This window comes from Actinomyces procaprae (assembly GCF_004798665.1).
GTDB classification, from domain to species: domain Bacteria; phylum Actinomycetota; class Actinomycetes; order Actinomycetales; family Actinomycetaceae; genus Actinomyces; species Actinomyces procaprae.
Genome location: NZ_CP039292.1, coordinates 2,296,205 through 2,313,242, shown reverse-complemented (window position 1 = coordinate 2,313,242; position 17,038 = coordinate 2,296,205). Strand labels below are relative to the sequence as shown.

Below are 17,038 nucleotides of genomic sequence, written 5' to 3'. Positions count from 1 at the left end.
AACCATAAGGAATCAACCATGGAGCTCGTCATCCTCGACACGGCCGAAGAGATCGCCTCCCGCGCCGCCGACGTCATCGAATCCCTGCTCAACGACAAGCCCAACGCGGTTCTCGGCACCGCCACCGGCTCCAGCCCCCTGCCCCTGTACGACGAGCTGACCCGGCGCTGCGCCGCCGGCCGCATCTCCTTCAAGGACGTCACCGGCTTCATGCTCGACGAGTACGTCGGCCTGCCCGAGGGACACCCGGAGCGCTACGCCACCTTCATGGAGCGCAACCTGCGCTCCCGGGTGGACATGGCCCCCGGCGCCCTGCACGGCCCCGACGCGCTCGCGGACGACCTGGAGCAGGCCTGCGCCGACTATGAGGCGCAGATGGCGGCCGCCGGCTACTGCGACCTGCAGATCCTGGGCATCGGCGCGGACGGGCACATCGGTTTCAACGAGCCCGGCGGCCCGCTGGACTCCGCCACCCACGTGGACGTGCTCACGGAGCAGACCCGCTCGGACAACGCCCGCTTCTTCGACGGCGACATCGACGCCGTGCCCACCCACTGCCTCACCCAGGGACTGGGCACCATCATGAAGGCCCGCAAGCTGGTCCTGATCGCCACCGGTGCCAACAAGGCGGAGGCCGTCGCCCACCTGGTGGAGGGTGAGATCACGCCCGAGTGGCCCGCCACCGTCATGCAGAACCACCCCGACGCCCTGGTGCTCATCGACCGGGAGGCCGCCGCGGCGCTTAAGCAGCACTGACCCTTCCGGCGGAACCGGCACAGGCGGCGTCTCGCCGCTGGCGTCGCGGCCGGCGACTCGGCCCAATGGGCGGGGCCGGCCGCGACGGCGTTCCCGCCCGCAGAGCCGCCGGGCGAGCCGTCCGGGGAGCCAAGGAGAGAGTCGCCACAGGCGGCGGGGCACGGGGCCGACTGCCGGGCGGCATACACTGGTCGGCATGCGTCAGTTCACCGTCGGGCCTCAGGCCAGCACCGATCCCGCCGGACCCGCTTCCCCCGGCGGCCCGGCCGGCGAGCCGACGCAGTCGGTGGGGACGGCCGTCCTCGAGCGCGAGGAACTGAAGTCGACTGACGACGGCGACGCGGACCGCTTCGCCCACTACGCGGACAAGCGCAAGGTGGAGGCGGCGATGCGCACCGGCCGCCCCGTCGTCGCCCTGTGCGGAAAGCTCTGGGTGCCCAAGCACGACGCCTCCAAGTACCCGGTATGCCCCACCTGCAAGCAGATCTATGAACAGATGCGGCCCGGCGGCGACGGTGACCAGGGCGGCTCTGGGCCCAAGCGCCCCCGCTTCCCCTTCGGGCGAGGCGGTCGGTGACTCCCGCACGTCGTTCCCAGCCGTCCCACAACCCGACTCAGCCCTCCATCTTCGCCGCGGAGAACCTCTCCCCGGCATACCCGCAGCGTGCCGCCTGGGGAACCACGCGTCCGCTGCGCGCCTGGCAGGCCGCCGCCCTCAAGCAGTACCTGGAGGCCATGCCGCGTGACTTCCTCGCCGTGGCCACCCCCGGCGCCGGCAAGACCACCTTCGCGCTGCGCATCGCCACCGAGCTGCTCACCGCCGGGGACGTCCACAAGCTGACCGTCGTGTGCCCCACCGAGCACCTGAAGTACCAGTGGGCGGAGGCCGCCGCCCGGGTGGGTATCCGCATCGACCCGTCCTACGCCAACTCCCAGGGCGCCCTCGGATCCCGGTTCGACGGCGTCGCCGTGACCTACGCGCAGGTGGCCGCCAACCCCAACCTGCACCGCGCCCGCACCGACCGCACCCGCACGCTGGTGATCCTCGATGAGATCCACCACGGCGGTGACGCCCGCAGCTGGGGCGACGCCATCCGGGAGGCCTTCACCCCCGCCCGCCGCCGCCTGTCCCTGACCGGCACGCCCTTCCGCTCCGACGAGTCCCCGATCCCCTTCGTCACCTACACGGAGGAGGCCGGCGGCATCAAGCGCTCCCGTGCCGACTACGCCTACGGCTACTCCGAGGCCCTGGCCGACGGCGTGGTGCGGCCGGTGATGTTCATGAGCTACTCGGGCCAGATGCACTGGCGCACCAAGGCCGGCGATGAGGTCGCCGCCCGCCTGGGCGAGCCGCTGACCAAGGACATGGAGTCCCAGGCCTGGCGCACCGCCCTGGACCCGGGCGGGGAGTGGATTCCCGCGGTGCTGGCCGCTGCCGACCAGCGCCTGACCGAGGTGCGCCGTCAGGTCCCCGACGCCGGGGGCCTGGTGATCGCCTCCGACCAGAACTCCGCCCGCGCCTACGCGGGGCAGCTGCGCGCCATCACCGGGCAGGCGCCCACCGTGGCGCTGTCGGACGACTCCGGCGCATCCAGCCGCATCGAGACCTTCGCCGCCTCCAACGACCGCTGGCTGGTGGCGGTGCGCATGGTCTCCGAGGGCGTGGACGTGCCGCGGCTGGCCGTGGGCGTGTACGCCACCTCCGCCTCCACCCCGCTGTTCTTCGCCCAGGCGATCGGCCGCTTCGTGCGGTCCCGCGCGAAGGGGGAGACGGCCAGCGTCTTCCTGCCCTCGGTCACCCCGCTGCTGGCCCTGGCCAGTGAGATGGAGGCCGCCCGCGATCACGTGCTCGGCAAGCGGGGCGCGGAGGAGGACTCCCGGTTCGGCTCCCCTGAGGACCGGCTGATCGCCGAGGCGAACAAGACCGAGAACGCCTCCGACGATCTCCTGGGCGGCTTCGAGGCCATGGAGTCCACCGCCGAGTTCGACCGGGTCCTGTTCGACGGCGGCGAGTTCGGCACCGGCGCCATGGTGGGCAGCCCCGAGGAGCAGGAGTACCTGGGCCTGCCCGGCCTGCTGGAGCCCGAGCAGGTCACCGCCCTGCTGCGCCAGCGGCAGAGCCAGCAGATCAAGCAGCAGAAGCGGCAGCGGGCGGCCGAGCAGCAGCGCCGCGCCAACTCCGGGGTCGACGACGCCCGCCAGCGCGCCGCCGCCCGCAAGGAGCTGTCCAAGCTGGTGGGCGCCTGGGCGCGCCGCTCCGGGCAGCCACACGGGGTGATTCACACCGAGCTGCGGCGCGTATGCGGCGGCCCGGAGGTCGCCCAGGCCACCACCGAGCAGATCAACAAGCGCATCGAGACGCTGCGCCGCTGGTTCGTCGGGCGGCGCTGAAGGCCCCTTACCTGCGGCCCGGGCCCGACGCCGTCGCCGCGCCCCTTGGGGTACGCGGCGACGCCGTCGGGCCGGTCCAGTTAGTCGGATAGTCGGGTGCGGGTCCGGCTCAGCCGCGCAGCGCCTGGCGATCGTCGCTGTCCACGTGGCGGGTGGGGATGGCCGGGTCGCCCTCGCTCAGCCGCCAGCCCTCGTAGGGCAGCTCCGCGCGCGCGACCTGATGCCGCTCGGCGGCCGCCGCCAGCGCGTCGGGGCCGCGGTGCTCCTCCACGATGACGCCGTCGCGCACCAGGTCCACCTGCAGCGGCCGCGCCCCGGCGGCCTCCAGTGCGGCCAGGCCGGCCTGCTCGGAGCGCGCCGAGATGATGAGCTCCTCGGTGGCCGAGCCGGCTCCGTTGAGTACCCGCCCGGCCCACTTGCGTCCGCCCACCGTCGACTTGCCTCCGGCGGAGAACTTGGCGACCTCCTGCATCTGCCCGTCACCGCCCATGCGCTCGACCAGCTTGTACACCAGCGCCGCCGTCGGCCGGCCCGAACCGGTGACCAGCTTGGTGCCCACACCGTAGGAGTTCACCGGCGCCGCCCCCAGGGCGGCGATCGCGTACTCGTCCAGGTCGCTGGTGACGGTGATCTTCGTCGTCGTCGCCCCCAGGGCGTCCAGCTGGGCGCGCACCTTGAAGGCCTCGGCCACCAGGTCACCGGAGTCCAGGCGCACCGCGCCCAGCTCACCGCCGGCCGCGCGCGCCGCCGCCACCGCCCGGGCCACGCCGCGCTCGATGTCGTAGGTGTCCACCAGGATGGTCGTCCCCGGGCCCAGGCTGGCCACCTGGGAGGCGAAGGCCTCCTCCTCGCTGTCATGCAGCAGGGTGAAGGAGTGCGCGGAGGTGCCCACGGCCGGAATGCTGTAGCGCATGGCCGCCTCCAGGTCGCTGGTGCCCGCGAAGCCGCCGATGACGGCCGCCCGGGCCGCGGCCACGGCGGCGCGCTCGTGCGCCCGGCGCGCCCCGAACTCCACGCAGGGGCGGCCGTGTGCGGCGATGGTCATGCGCGAGGCGGCCGCAGCGACCGCGCAGTCGTAGTTGTAGATGGACAGTGCCAGGGTCTCCAGGATGCAGGCCTCGGCGAAGGTGCCCTCAACCGTCAGCAGCGGGGAGCCGGAGAAGTAGCACTCTCCCTCGGCGTAGCCGCGGATGTTTCCGGAGAAGCGGTAGGAGCGCAGGTAGTCGAGCGTGTCGTCGTCGACGATGCCGGCCGAGTGCAGGTAGTCGATCTGGGCGTCGGTGAAGGTGAAGTCCTCAATGGCGTCCAGCAGGCGGCCGACGCCGGCCACCACGCCGAAGCGGCGCGAGGCCGGCAGGTTGCGCCCGAACAGTTCGAAGACGCTGGCGCGCTCGGCGACGCCGCCGTGCAGCGCGGCCTGCAGCATGGTCAGCTCGTACATGTCCGTCAGCAGCGCGGTGCTGGAAGTGGCCGGGGCGGGGACATCCCGCAGATTGGCTGTCATGACAGCAACTTAGCGCAGGTGGGCACACGACGGAATGAGCCCGCCGTCACATGCGACTCGCGGCTAGGCTGGGCGCATGCAGCCCGCAGTGCCCGTCGTCGCCGCCCTCACGCCCGAGGCGGAGACGCTGGCGGACGCCCGCACCACCCGCGGGCGCCTGTGGTGCACCGTGGTCCACGATGACCCCGTCAACACGATGGACTACGTGACCTGGGTGTTCCACTCCTACTTCGGCTTCCCGCTACCGGTGGCCCGCCGGCGCATGCTGCAGGTGCACCACAACGGCCGTGCCGTCGTCTCCCGCGGGGCCCGGGAGCGCATGGAGGTGGACGTGACCGCCATGCACTCCTACGGCCTGCACGCCACCATCGAGCCGCTCGCAGACGCCGACGACGACTCCAGCGCGGGCGGGACGGAAGGGAGGAGGCCCTGATGCGCGCCTTCCGCCCGGACCCGCAGGGCTGGGTCAGTGCGCTGGACGCCTGGGAGCGCGAGTACCTGGCCGGACTGTTCAAGCAGATCGCGGACCTGCTGGCCGCCGATACCCCGGCCCCGAACGCCGGCCGGGGCGATGCGGCGACCCGCCGGGTCGGCGCCCGCGCGGGTGAGACCCCGCACGACGGCGATGTACTGGCCGCCCTCGACTTCGAGCCCGAGACGAGCGACGCCGTCGGCGGGGGACAGCGCGAAGTGCCCGTCTCCCTGGCGCCGCTGCTGGACGTGCTGCTGCCCGACGCCTCAGAGGACCCGGAGGTCGCCGTCGAGATCGCCTCACTGACCCGTGGGCGGCTGCGTGCGGACAAGCGCTCCCGCCTGGAGGACGTCGTGTGCGAACTGCTCGAGCCGACCGGTGCCGACGGGGCCGTGCTCGTGCGCGCCGGCCAGGAGGGCCGCTGGCTGGGGGCGCTGAACGACGCCCGCCTGGTACTCGCCGAGCGCCTGCAGATCGACTCCCCCGAGGCGGCCGAGCAGGCGCACGCCGCCGCCTGGGATGAGGCGCCCGCGGACGAGGGGGAGGCGGAGCGCTGGAATCGGGCCATGGCGCTGTCATACGACATGCTGTCCTGGTGGCAGGAATCACTGGTGGCCGTGCTATTGAATGGGGAAGGGGCCGCATAGTCTCGGCGCTGTGAATGATGCGGCCATCGGGATGTTCGACTCCGGCGTCGGCGGCTTGACCGTGGCCCGCGCGGTGATCGATCAGCTCCCCGGGGAGCAGGTGCTGTACATCGGTGACACCGCCAACACCCCCTACGGCCCGCGCCCGGTGCAGGAGGTGCGTCGGCTGGCCCTGAGCATCATGGACGAGCTGGTCGACTCCGGGGTGAAGATGCTGGTGATCGCCTGCAACACCGCCTCCGCAGCCGTACTGCACGACGCCCGCAGCCGCTACACGCGCGGCAAGGGCGTGCCCGTGGTGGAGGTCATCCACCCGGCGGCGCGCGCCGCCGCCCGTGTCACCCGCAACGGGCGCGTCGGCCTGATCGCCACCCAGGGCACCGTGGACTCCAACGCCTACGCGGACGCCCTGACGGCCGTGCCCGGGGTGCACCTGTTCTCCCAGGCCTGCCCGCGCTTCGTGGAGCTGGCCGAGCGCGGCGTCACCACCGGCCCGGAGGTCATGGCCACCGCCGAGGAGTACCTCGAACCCGTGAAGGCCGCAGGCGTGGACACCCTGATCCTGGGATGCACCCACTACCCGCTGCTGGCCGGACCCATCTCCTATGTGATGGGGGAGGACGTCACCCTGGTGACCTCCAGCCAGGAGACCGCCAAGGACGTCTACCGCGAGCTCGCCCGCCGTAACCTGCTGCGCGCCCCCGATGCGCCGGCGCCCCGCCACGAGTTCCGCTCCACCGGAGACCCGCAGTCGTTCTCCGTGCTGGCGCGCCGATTCCTCGGCCCTGAGGTGGGCCGCGTACGCCGCGCCGAGGTCATGCCCGGCGCCTCCTCCCCAGACCCCGCCCACTTCCCCGATTAGAGCGAGGATCCCGCATGAAACTCACCATCATTGGCTGCACCGGCTCCATGTCCGGGCCTGAGGCCGCGGCCTCCTCCTACCTGGTGCAGGCCGACGACGCCGCCGGGCGCACCTGGTCGGTTGTGCTCGACCTCGGACCCGGCGCCATGGGGCAGATGCTGCGGCACCTGGATCCGGCGCAGCTGGACGCGATCGCCATCTCCCATTGCCACGCCGACCACATGGTGGACCTGGTGGGCATGCACGTGTTCCGGCGCTGGAACCCGGCCGGCAGACTGGGGCCGGTGCTCACGCTCGGCCCGGGCGAGTTGCGCACGCGTCTGAACGGCGTGGACGGCACTTCCGCGGAGGAGACCTATGCCACCGAGTTCTCCTTCCGCACTGCTGCGGCGGGAGAGGGAGTGCAGGTGGGCCCGCTTACCATCACTCCCTTCCCGGCGCTGCATCCGGTGGAGGCCTTCGGGTACCGGGTGGAGGGCCCCGGTCGCGACGGAGGTTCCGTCAGCCTGGCCTTCACCGGGGACACGGACCTGTGCGAGGGCATTGAGGCCATGGCCGACGGCGTCGACCTGCTGCTCTCGGAGGCCGCCTTCCTGGAAGGGCGCGACGCCGTGCGCGGCATACACCTGACCGGGCGCCGTGCCGGGCAGCTTGCGGCGGGCACCTCCGGCCGGGGCGGGCGTCGCCCAGCCGCCCGGCTGGTGCTCACTCACATTCAGCCCTGGACGGATCCTTCCGATCCGCTGCGTGAGGCCGCCGCCGTCTATGACGGTCCGCTGACGGCGGCAACCCCCGGCGCCTCCTGGGAGATCTGACCGGTGCAGGATCAGCAGCGGGACGAGCCGCGCCGTATCAGCTACACACCGCCGGTGCCCGATGGGCCGGATCGGCCCTGGACGCGTGGGCGGCGCACCCGCTGGTGGCTGGTGCTGCTCGCCGACGCCGTATCGGTGGCGTTGATCGCCTGCTTCGCCGCCGCGTCCATGCACGACCTGTCGCGGGTGGCGGGCCTGCTGGCCGGCGGGGCGGGCGCCGTCGTCGTTGGTTGGGCGGTGACCTGGCTGGTGCGCCGTCCGCATGATCACCTGGAGGTGATCTGGCCCGATGGATCCCTCGTGAGCGGCGTCGTGTGGGCGCTGTGGACCGGGCTGTGCGTGTGGCTGACGCCCGTGGGGACAGTCGGTGGGGAGGGGCAGGCGGCATCCTTTGCGGCCATGCTGGCCGCCTTCGTCGTAGTCTTCCTCTGTGGCTGGCGCAGCCTGTATGGCTACGTCAAGGCGCATGACTCGCTGGTCCCCAAGGGCATCCAGCGCCGCCTGGACGCCCAATCCCACCGAGATCGGTAGATCTTACGTGCCGAGGTCGGTAGATCTTACATGCTGAGGTCGGTAAACCTTACGTGCCGATCGGGCGAGGACGGGTGCGAAGGCGTCGGCGGCTGGCGCGTTAGCGGCGTAGTGACGCCTCGGCCGGCAAAGTATGCCTGCCCACCCGAGGCTGTTTGGACTGTCGCCTCAGTTTGGAGGCGCTTCCGGTGTGGGGGTGTGGGGTGGTTGTGCGGGGCCGATCCGGGGTGTGGGCCGCAGCGAGGCGTCCAGGCTCGGTGGGAGTGGTGTCGGCCGTGCTGGTGGCCGCGGATACTCCGCAATCGCGGGGCGCTCCGCCTACTTGTGCGGCCTCGGGCTCTTCCCACGGTCTCGTCCTCAAGTGCCAGGAGCTGAGCGCGTGCACGGGTGGGCTTCGGTGGTGAACCCGGGCTGGGGCATGGTGCCGGAACCGCGCACGGGTGGGCTCGGCGTGAGCGCGCCGCACGCTCAGCTGTGGAGCTCTTCTAGAGATTTGGCGGAATCATGCGGAAAACACCTCCGGCGGTGAACGGGGTGTTCGGCTCCTGCGTGCGCCGACCCCCGCGGCGCACGCAGGAGCCGACCAGCCTCCTTCAACCCAAAACCAAGAACGTTGAAATACCGGGCAAAACTCGCTGTCCGGCCGGAGCGGCAAGAGGACTGAGCGTGCGCCGCTCCCCGGTAATACTCATCCGACCAGGCCCCAACCACCTGCGAACCGCCCATTGCCGACGCCACCCACGCCCACCCAGCCGCACCCACCACAACCCCAAACCGGAAGAGCCGGTTTGGACCGTCTGGCAGGCACTCTCAGACGGTCCAAACTGTCACCGATGTCCTGAGACATAACACATCACAGGCACTCCCAGATGGTCCAAACTGAGGAACGGGTCCAACATGCTGGGGGCTTGGATCGCATGGGCGTCTTGAGGACAAGCCGGGGCGGCCGATCACGCTAATCCGTTCACGTCGTGGGTTGACCCGCCTGCGTCTTAATCCCCGGCGATCTCCCGCAGCGCGGCGACGTGATCCTCAAATGCCTTCAGACCGCGCGGGGTGAGCGACACCCAGACGACGTCCATGGAACGCACCACACCGTAGTCACGGTGGCGGCGGATGTAGTCCGCTTCCTCCAGTGCCTTGAGCTGCTTGGACAGACTGGCGTCGGACAGACCAACGGCGTCACGCAGTGCGGAGAACTTCATCTCGGTACCGGTCCACACCAGGGCGCCGTCATTCACTGCCCCGACGGACTTGAGCGTCGCACAGATCCGTAGGCGACTGAGCGGGTGTATCACGGGATCAAGCACGAGTGCCCTCCGGCCAGACCACGGCAGCGCAGTACCAGGCGTGAGCGGTAGCGAGCAGCACGAGCACGCCGACCAGCACTGGATGTATGGATACCCCATGGAAGACGGCGCCTACAACCAGAGCCCACACGGCTAAGCCATTCCGTTTCCACCACTGCCGGTCGGTGCCGATCAGGTCGTCTCGAGTGCGGACCCCGGGGCGGAGAAGCCGGTTCCGCAGCAGTACATGTATGAGCACGAGTGCGGCGAGTCCGCCGAGCAGTACCCAGTAGTGTGCGGTGAGCAGGGCGCCGATCGTGGTGCCGAAGGCGATGGCGAACAAGGCGACCGCCCAGGTGGCGGGATGCCATTGCGCGGCCGCACGCTCGGTGGCGGCGACGTCGTACAGGCGGCTGCGCGCCTCGTTGGGGGACATGGCTGTCGATGAGGATGAGGACACGACTACACCTCACTTTCCAGTGTGGAAAGTGTAATGTTTTCCCTGTCGGAAAGCAAGGGTGTGTGATGGGTTGAGGCTCGTGCCTCGGCGCTCCGCTTCAACCGACCTCGGTACGTAAGATCTACCGATCTCGGTGGGGTGTGGGCGCCGGTCCCGGCAAGGCTAGGCGAGCAGGTCCCGCAGGGCGGGAGCCAAGGCGCGCAAGGCCTGGCCGCGGTGGGAGATGGCGTTCTTATCCGCCGCACTAAGCTGCGCCGTCGTCCGCCCGGAACCGCCCGGGGCATCCTCCTGAACCGGCACGAAGATCGGGTCGTAGCCGAAGCCGCCGGTACCGACCGGCTCATGCAGCAGCCTCCCGGCCATGGAGCGCTCCACCACGGTTACGGATTCCGGCTCGCCGCCCCGGATCGGCACTACCAGCACCGCGGCACAGGTGAAGCGCGCCGTACGATGCGGGTCGGCGACGTCGGCAAGCTGTCCCAGCAGCAGCTGCAGGTTGGCCTCGTCGTCGCCGTGGCGGCCCGACCAGCGCGCCGAGAAGATGCCCGGCGCGCCACCTAGCACATCCACACACAGCCCCGAGTCGTCCGCTACCGCCGGCAGCCCGGTCGCCTGGGCCAGGGCACGCGCCTTGAGCGTGGCATTGGCGGCGAAGGTCAGCCCGTCCTCCACCGGCTCGGGGGCGCCGAGGCCGGCCGAGGAGATGATCTGCTCGGGAGCCAGTCCGTCCACCAGCGGCGTCAGGATCCCGCGCAGCTCGGCGAGCTTGCCGGGATTGTGGCTGGCCAGCACCAGCCGGGCGCCTGCAGGCACGGCCACCGAACCGGCGGCCGACGGCGTCGGGGCCTGCGCCGGGTTGAGCTGAGGCGCCACGGTCAGCCCTCCTCGACTCCGGCCGCCGGGTCGGCCCCGGCGGGGGACTGCACCGCCTGGTCGGCTGTGGACACGGTGAAGGGAACGCCGTCGGGACCGGCCAGCACGCGGGCCTGCAGCGCGGCCAGCTCGGCATTGCCCTTCGCGGCGAGGTCCAGCAGCGCACCCAGCTCAGTGCGGTCGAAGGGGGCGTGCTCGGCGGTTCCCTGCACCTCGATGAAGTTGCCGGCGCCGGTCTGGACCACGTTCATATCGGTCTGGGCGCGCACATCCTCCTCATAGGGCAGGTCCAGGCAGGGTACGCCGTCGATGATGCCCACCGACACCGCTGAGACGGAGTCCGAGACAACCGGCTTTCCGGCGCGGGGCTTGACGTAGCCGCGGCGCGTGCCCCAGGCGACGGCGTCGGCCAGCGCCACGTAGGCGCCGGTGACGGCGGCGGTGCGGGTGCCGCCGTCGGCCTGCAGCACGTCGCAGTCCAGGGTGATCGTGTTCTCTCCCAGCGCGGCCACGTCCACCACGCCGCGCAGGGAGCGGCCGATCAGCCTGGAGATCTCATGCGTGCGGCCGCCGATCTTGCCGCGCACGGATTCGCGGCCCGAGCGCTCGGAGCCGGCGCGCGGCAGCATCGCGTACTCGGCCGTCACCCAGCCCTCGCCGCCGCCTTTGCGCCAGCGCGGCACGCCCTCGACGAAGGAGGCGACGCACAGCACGCGCGTGCGGCCGAACTCGACGAGGACCGAGCCCTCGCCGTTGACCTGCCAGTTGCGGGTGATGGAGATGGAGCGCAGCTCGCTGGGGGAGCGGCCGTCCTTACGGGTCTTGGTGTCAGTCACGCGCCCCAGGTTACCCGGGCTGGATTCGGGCCCGGGACCGGCGGACGGCGACACGGACGGGCGGCGGCCCGGCACTCGTCACCGCGGGGCCGGTGCCGCTGGCCGAGGCCAAATGGTGCTGGAAGTCGCGCACCGTCATTCCGCCGGCGTACCGGGCCGGGTGATCACTCTCATCCAGACCTACCTGAGAGGCCCCCGCAGAGGGAGTCAATGTCATTCCCGGATGAGAAAGGCTCACTGCTTCTCAGGCCGACATCATCCTCATAAGTGGCCCGCTTCCGCGCTCACCCACTCAGACGGCGTTCGTAGCCGTCTCCGTCACATGAATCTTCTTGTCGATGAGAACGGCGCAAAGCGCGAGTATGACGAAGACTGCAGTCTTACTGATCACGGCCTGAACAGGCAGATCGACGCGCCCAAGCACCTGGACAACCGTCTGAAACACCAGAACCACGCCGACGCCCAGGCAAACTCGGAGTAGAAGCCGCAGCAGTACGTACCCGGTATACGTCCTCCTCCGAAGATGTCCGATCGTAAAGAACATGAGCGGGGCGATAATGCCCATGTCGACGACGTAGGTCACTTCCGTTGTGTAAACCTCGATGAGATCGAGTGTGCCCGAGGTTAGGTAGGCGCCGACGATGTCGGGCAGCCAGGCCGCGAACAAGGCTGATCCTGTAATCGCCAAGAATGCGACCGCGCCCTTCGGGGTTGTGTATTCGAAGTCTTCCGGCCGTTCACCCAGAAGGCTTAGGGATAAGGTGGCGGTACCGAAGAAGGATAGCGAGAGCAGCGCCGTGTACAGTAGGTGCAACTCGTTGAATGTCGCTCCGAATGACATGCTAACGGCGTAATAGAGGGCGAGAGAAAAGAATGTGAGGAGGTTTATGCGACTGCCCATGTCGCCCCGCCTGCGGTAGTCGGCGACCACCTTTACGGCGAACGGCACAACAACAAGAAGCCAGGCACAATCCGTGCCGATGAAGATTGTCGCCTTGAAGTACGAGTCGTGCTCGTATAATCCGCCTCCCCACATCTGTACTGACTCGCCGTACTGGTTGAGGACCTCATGAGGCGCTCCTGCGGGGAAGGACAGCAAACCCGCCCCGGCGACGATGACAATCAGCGCAATAGAGAGGATGCGAGCCGGATCAGGCCGCTGCCGCCCGCACCGTGTGTTCGCTGTGGCTTAACCCACTCCGATTTGCCTGTCCTGGCCATGCGGATCCTCCCGCGAACGTAAACGTAATCGATCGCCGGCTGCGCCTTGCGTCTACATCGCACCGCCGACCGCATGCTGTGTGATTGTAACGGTCGCCCCTTGAACAGTGCCAGCTTTCTTGGGAAAACAGGCTGCATGCGCCTGCTTCTGCTCAAGGCAGGAGCGGTGCCCGGCAGGCCTGGCGGGCAGGTCCTATCGGGCCGTGACGCTGTGGCCTCGGTGGGGTCGAAGGGTGGATTCCTTGTGGCTTTGCTCTGGCCGAGGCGCTGAACTCGCTGTACAAGGCCGAGCTGATCCTTTGGCCGCCGCCACCGCGAAACAACCGCTACAAAACCCGGGGCTTGAGACTGGACACAAAGCTCTCCCGCAACGAAAAACGCCCACCCTGCAGGGTGAGCACGCTTCGTTGGCTGAGACGACCCCTACACCAACTTCGCATGACGAAAGTTCGTATAAGGGTGTCATGGTGCGCGAGAAGGGACTCGAACCCTCACGCCCGAAGGCACCAGAACCTAAATCTGGGGCGTCTACCAATTCCGCCACTCGCGCTCGCAGCCGCATCCGGCCGAACGTGCCGGCACCGTGCGGTGCCAGCCGAAGCGCTCGGTCGACGGCCGGGCACAGCCTAGCAGCGGCCGGGCCCCGGATGAGACACGGGGCCGTCGGCGGTGCCGGGCTCGCCGTCGGCGCCCTCGGGCCCCGATGCACCTGCTGCCGACGGTTCCGGCCTCGCAGCGGGTGTGAGGTATGGCGCTGGGGTTTCGGGGGGGTCTAGAGTTTTGACATGGCGCAAGACAAATCCATCCGTACCACTGATCATCTCCCTGCCATACCCGGCCCCGTCCTCGACGCCCTGGCCGGCGCCGACGTCCCCTTCAACCTGGCCGCCGCTGTCCCCGAGCCGCAGGACGCGCCCGCACTGCGCTGGGGTGTTCTCGGCGCGGGCGGCATCGCCGCCACCTTCGCCACCGACGTGCCCGCCTTCTCCTCCGGGCGGATCGTCGCCGTCGGCAGCCGCGATCGGGCTCGGGCACAGGCCTTCATCGACGCCCACCCCGACGCCGGCAAGGGGCAGCCGGTGCGCGCCCACGGCTCCTACGAGGCGCTCGTGGGCGACCCGGACGTGGACGCCGTCTACATCGCCACTCCGCACAACTTCCACTGTGAGCAGGCGCTGCTGGCGCTCGGGGCAGGCAAGCCGGTGCTGGTGGAGAAGTCCTTCACCCGCAGCGCCGCCGAGGCGCGTCGGGTCTTCGACGCCGCCCGCGCGGCGAACCTGTTCGCCATGGAGGCCATGTGGACGCGCTTCCTGCCCGGGCAGGTGCTGCTGCGGGCACTGGCCGACGGCGGAGTGCTGGGGGAATTGCGCTACGTGCGCGCCGAGCACCTCCAGTCGCTGGAGCACGTGGCGCGACTGAACCGGCCCGAACTGGCCGGCGGTGCACTGCTCGACCTGGGTGTCTACCCGGTCAGCTTCGTGCACTCACTGCTGGGCGCGCCGACGGCGGTGTCCGCCGTCGGGAGGCTGTCCGGCGCGGGCGTGGACCTGGACGAGGTGATCGCCATGGCATATCCGGCCGCCTGTGCGACGGCTGCTTCCAGCATGTCCGCCGCATCGGAGACAGCGGCCGAGGTTGTGGGCACTAGCGGCCGCGTACTCCTGCCCACGCAGTTCTACCGGCCCGCGCCGCTGGAGGTAGTCCTGGGGGAGGGGCCGGGAGCAAGGCGGCACGAGTGGGACGCCACCGTTCCCGGCGGCTTCCAGTTCGAGGCCGCCGAGGTGGCCCGCTGCATCGCCGCCGGCAGGATCGAGTCGGAGACCATGCCGTGGAGCGAGACGCTGGCGGTGCTGGAGACCATGGACGAGGTACGCCGCGAGCTCGGCGTCGTCTACCCCGGGGAGTAATCGCCGGTCGTTGGGACTTCAGTCCTCCAGGCCGAGTTCGCGGCGCAGGCGGTCGACGTGACCGGTGGCCCGCACGTTATAGCGCGCCAGGACCACCTTGCCGTCGCCGTCGACGACTACGGTCGAACGGATCACGCCGGTGACTGTGCGGCCGTACTTCTTCTTCTGCCCCCATGCGCCCCAGGCGTCCATCACGGCGTGCTCGGGGTCGGACAGCAGCGGGAAGGGGAGGGACTGCTTCTCCGCGAAGCGCGCCTGCGTGGCAGGCGGGTCGGGGGAGATGCCGACGACGGCGTACCCGGCGCTTCGCCAGCCGTCCAGCGAGTCGCGGAAATCGCAGGCCTCCTTCGTGCAGCCCGGCGTCTGCGCACGCGGGTAGAAGTAGACGACGACGCCCCGCTCGGTGTCGGCGCGCAGTTGCGCTAACGACACGGGGGTGCCGGCCTGATCGGGCAGCGTGAAGTCGGGGGCGGCGTCGCCGACTGAGAGCTGGGGCACGGTGTTCTCCTGTTGCCTGCTGGGCTGGTGTTGACTCAGCAAATGTAGCCCGTTGCCGGCACGGTGGGTACGGCGAGGGCCGCCACCGCGGTGTTGCGGTGGCGGCCCAGGCGTGCGCAAGGCATATCCGATGGCGGCCGAGGCGATGCGCCGAGTCGAGCGCCGCCGGTCATTTCAACCGACCTCGGTACGTAAGATCTACCGACCTCGGTGGGTCAGGCGGCGAGCGCGAGCGCGTCCTGCGCCGCCCGCACGCGCTCGAGCGCGCGCTCCAGGCGGGAGGGCGAGGTGCCGGCGTCGAGGGACGCCAGTTCGGTGCGGGCGGCGGCAAGCTCACGCTCGGCGGCGTCGCGCCCGTTGTCGGAGGTGACTAGATGCATCATGTCTTCCTTCCCTTCTTGGCCCAGGCGGGCCCCTCAGTGCCGGGCGGAGTGCAGGTAACCCCTGCGGCCCGGCGTCGTGCTTCGAATCTGTTCGGGCGCTCCGGGCGGCGCGCCAATGCGACGCGCCACGGATCACCCCTGGCTGACGGGTGCGGGTCCGTCCCCGTGGGGCGCACCCGGGCACCTCGAATGCTTCGAGGTAACCCGTCAACTGCACACGAGCAACACAGCGGTCGGGTACGGCATTCCCACGACCAAAATGAGATGGGGAAGACCGGTCAGACAAGCTCGGTGGCGGGAACAGTGCTCACCTTGTCCGAAACGGCGCCGCAGCTATGTGCTGCTCTGCGTGGTACCCCCTCAGGGACTCGAACCCTGGACACCCTGATTAAGAGTCAGGTGCTCTAACCAACTGAGCTAAGGAGGCCTGAGTCGTTCAGGCGGTTCCGCCTGGCGACAGGTAGGACTCTACGCGACCGAACCGGCCAAGTCCAACTCGAAACGACTGAAAACGCCATTGTGTGCGCGAAGTCTCAGCCTTGGCGGCCGTGTCTGACGCCAGCACCGGCGGGAGAGAGTACGTCTGCGAAGTGATCGGAGGCCAGGATCAGTGCGGAGAGGGTCTCCGGCTCGGCGAAGGAGTGGCCCGCCGCCGGTGAGACGTGCAGCTGCGCCTGGGGCCAGGCCCGATGCAGGGCCCAGGCGGTTCCCATCGGACAGACGACGTCGTAGCGGCCCTGGACGATGACGCCCGGAATGGAGTGCTCGGCGAGCAGGTGCGCGTCGGCGATGAGCTGCCCGTCATCCATCCAGCCGCGGTGGCGGAAGAAGTGGTTCTCGATGCGTGCGAAGGTGACGGCGAAGGCCGGGTCCTGCACCTCGTCGATGTAGGCCTGGTTGCGCAGCAGCGTGGAGGTGGCCGCCTCCCAGGTGGTCCAGGCGCGGGCGGCGGGGCCGTGCACCGCCGGGTCGGGGTCGGTCAGGAGCTCGTGGTAGCGGTCGATGAAGCCGCCCGGGGTGACGTCCTCGCCGGCGGCGGCCACGTATGCCTCCCACTCGTCCGGCCAGATCATGTCCGCGCCGGCGCCCTCGTAGAACCAGTCCAGCTCGCGCTTGCGCAGCGTGAATATGCCGCGCAGCACGAGCGCGGAGACGTGCTCGGGGTGCCGCTCCGCGTAGGCCAGCGCCAGCGTGGACCCCCAGGAGCCGCCGAACACCAGCCAGGACTCCACCCCCAGGTGCTCGCGCAGTCGCTCCATGTCCGCCACCAGGTGCCAGGTGGTGTTCGTACTCAGGTCCGCCTCCGGCTCCCAGGCGTGTGGGAGGGAGCGGCCGCAGCCGCGCTGGTCGAACAGGATGATCCGGTACCGCTCCGGGTCGAAGCAGCGCCGGTGCTCGGGGGAGCAGCCGCCGCCGGGGCCGCCGTGCACGAACACCGCCGGGACCCCGTCCGGGTTCCCACAGACCTCCCAGTAGACGCGCTGGCCGTCGCCGACGTCGAGCAGGCCGGTCTCGTAAGGCTCAATGGCCGGGTAGAGGGTGCGGTGCCGGGTGGTGGGGGCTGAGGTGGCGTCGGGTTCGTGCATGGGCTCA

The 17,038-nt window shown here is 70.0% G+C and carries 18 protein-coding genes and 2 tRNA genes; 9 read left to right on the top strand and 11 right to left on the bottom strand.

The window, feature by feature from the left end:
• Window positions 1-18 precede the first annotated feature (18 nt).
• The 3 genes from nagB to E4J16_RS09335 all read left to right on the top strand — a co-directional run bounded on the left by nagB (window position 19) and on the right by E4J16_RS09335 (window position 3,147).
• Window positions 19-756, top strand: a complete 738-nt coding sequence (gene nagB / locus E4J16_RS09345) for a glucosamine-6-phosphate deaminase (RefSeq protein WP_136192374.1) — start codon at window positions 19-21, stop codon at window positions 754-756.
• 196 nt (window positions 757-952) lie between these two features.
• Window positions 953-1,333 (top strand): DUF3039 domain-containing protein, encoded by a 381-nt coding sequence (locus E4J16_RS09340; protein ID WP_136313832.1) that lies wholly within the window; start codon window positions 953-955, stop codon window positions 1,331-1,333.
• Entirely contained in the window at window positions 1,330-3,147 is a 1,818-nt protein-coding gene (locus E4J16_RS09335; protein WP_136313831.1) for a DEAD/DEAH box helicase, read from the top strand. Before E4J16_RS09340 ends, E4J16_RS09335 begins: the two co-directional genes overlap by 4 nt.
• A gap of 109 nt (window positions 3,148-3,256) precedes the next feature.
• Here E4J16_RS09335 and E4J16_RS09330 read toward each other — a convergent pair whose 3' ends face one another.
• Window positions 3,257-4,651, bottom strand: a complete 1,395-nt coding sequence (locus E4J16_RS09330) for a nicotinate phosphoribosyltransferase (RefSeq protein WP_187271342.1) — start codon at window positions 4,649-4,651, stop codon at window positions 3,257-3,259.
• 76 nt (window positions 4,652-4,727) lie between these two features.
• Here E4J16_RS09330 and clpS point away from each other — a divergent pair, with 76 nt between their 5' ends.
• Genes clpS through E4J16_RS09305 form a run of 5 tightly spaced genes read left to right on the top strand, consistent with a single transcriptional unit; the run spans window position 4,728 to window position 7,978 of the window.
• Complete coding sequence (clpS, locus tag E4J16_RS09325; RefSeq protein WP_136192371.1) at window positions 4,728-5,084, top strand: ATP-dependent Clp protease adapter ClpS; 357 nt, start codon at window positions 4,728-4,730, stop codon at window positions 5,082-5,084.
• Window positions 5,084-5,770: a DUF2017 family protein gene (locus E4J16_RS09320; RefSeq protein ID WP_136192370.1), complete on the top strand. Its 687-nt coding sequence runs from the start codon at window positions 5,084-5,086 to the stop codon at window positions 5,768-5,770. The genes clpS and E4J16_RS09320 overlap by 1 nt, the downstream gene beginning before the upstream one ends.
• A gap of 31 nt (window positions 5,771-5,801) precedes the next feature.
• On the top strand, window positions 5,802-6,632 hold the full coding sequence (gene murI / locus E4J16_RS09315; RefSeq protein ID WP_240038449.1) for a glutamate racemase: 831 nt from the start codon (window positions 5,802-5,804) through the stop codon (window positions 6,630-6,632).
• Between the two features lie 14 nt (window positions 6,633-6,646).
• Entirely contained in the window at window positions 6,647-7,447 is an 801-nt protein-coding gene (locus E4J16_RS09310) for an MBL fold metallo-hydrolase (RefSeq protein ID WP_136313829.1), read from the top strand.
• A gap of 3 nt (window positions 7,448-7,450) precedes the next feature.
• Window positions 7,451-7,978: a DUF3054 domain-containing protein gene (locus tag E4J16_RS09305; RefSeq protein ID WP_136313828.1), complete on the top strand. Its 528-nt coding sequence runs from the start codon at window positions 7,451-7,453 to the stop codon at window positions 7,976-7,978.
• A gap of 992 nt (window positions 7,979-8,970) precedes the next feature.
• Here E4J16_RS09305 and E4J16_RS09300 read toward each other — a convergent pair.
• From E4J16_RS09300 to E4J16_RS09275, 6 genes are all read right to left on the bottom strand, one after another.
• Window positions 8,971-9,288 carry a transcriptional regulator gene (locus tag E4J16_RS09300; protein WP_073330740.1) on the bottom strand — a complete coding sequence of 106 codons (318 nt, stop codon included), beginning with the start codon at window positions 9,286-9,288 and terminating at the stop codon, window positions 8,971-8,973.
• On the bottom strand, window positions 9,281-9,727 hold the full coding sequence (locus E4J16_RS09295; RefSeq protein WP_136313826.1) for a hypothetical protein: 447 nt from the start codon (window positions 9,725-9,727) through the stop codon (window positions 9,281-9,283). Before E4J16_RS09295 ends, E4J16_RS09300 begins: the two co-directional genes overlap by 8 nt.
• A gap of 162 nt (window positions 9,728-9,889) precedes the next feature.
• Window positions 9,890-10,600, bottom strand: a complete 711-nt coding sequence (gene rdgB, locus E4J16_RS09290; RefSeq protein WP_240038098.1) for an RdgB/HAM1 family non-canonical purine NTP pyrophosphatase — start codon at window positions 10,598-10,600, stop codon at window positions 9,890-9,892.
• A 2-nt stretch (window positions 10,601-10,602) separates the two neighbouring features.
• Window positions 10,603-11,436 carry a ribonuclease PH gene (rph, locus tag E4J16_RS09285; RefSeq protein WP_136313825.1) on the bottom strand — a complete coding sequence of 278 codons (834 nt, stop codon included), beginning with the start codon at window positions 11,434-11,436 and terminating at the stop codon, window positions 10,603-10,605.
• Window positions 11,437-11,728: 292 nt separating this feature from the next.
• Window positions 11,729-12,535, bottom strand: coding sequence for a hypothetical protein (locus tag E4J16_RS09280; protein ID WP_136313824.1), 807 nt, complete (start codon window positions 12,533-12,535; stop codon window positions 11,729-11,731).
• Between the two features lie 587 nt (window positions 12,536-13,122).
• Window positions 13,123-13,207, bottom strand: a tRNA-Leu gene (locus E4J16_RS09275).
• Window positions 13,208-13,442: 235 nt separating this feature from the next.
• On the opposite strand from E4J16_RS09275, the gene E4J16_RS09270 reads away from it, so the two are divergent.
• Window positions 13,443-14,564 carry a Gfo/Idh/MocA family oxidoreductase gene (locus E4J16_RS09270; RefSeq protein ID WP_136313823.1) on the top strand — a complete coding sequence of 374 codons (1,122 nt, stop codon included), beginning with the start codon at window positions 13,443-13,445 and terminating at the stop codon, window positions 14,562-14,564.
• An 18-nt stretch (window positions 14,565-14,582) separates the two neighbouring features.
• Here the strand turns inward: E4J16_RS09270 and bcp are convergent, their stop codons facing one another.
• The 4 genes from bcp to pip all read right to left on the bottom strand — a co-directional run bounded on the left by bcp (window position 14,583) and on the right by pip (window position 17,031).
• Window positions 14,583-15,062 (bottom strand): thioredoxin-dependent thiol peroxidase, encoded by a 480-nt coding sequence (gene bcp / locus E4J16_RS09265; protein ID WP_136313822.1) that lies wholly within the window; start codon window positions 15,060-15,062, stop codon window positions 14,583-14,585.
• Window positions 15,063-15,277: 215 nt separating this feature from the next.
• Window positions 15,278-15,445 (bottom strand): hypothetical protein, encoded by a 168-nt coding sequence (locus tag E4J16_RS15110; RefSeq protein WP_168709481.1) that lies wholly within the window; start codon window positions 15,443-15,445, stop codon window positions 15,278-15,280.
• Window positions 15,446-15,795: 350 nt separating this feature from the next.
• Window positions 15,796-15,872: transfer RNA gene (locus tag E4J16_RS09260), tRNA-Lys, on the bottom strand.
• A gap of 106 nt (window positions 15,873-15,978) precedes the next feature.
• Window positions 15,979-17,031: a prolyl aminopeptidase gene (pip, locus tag E4J16_RS09255; RefSeq protein ID WP_136313821.1), complete on the bottom strand. Its 1,053-nt coding sequence runs from the start codon at window positions 17,029-17,031 to the stop codon at window positions 15,979-15,981.
• Between the last annotated feature and the right edge of the window lie 7 nt (window positions 17,032-17,038).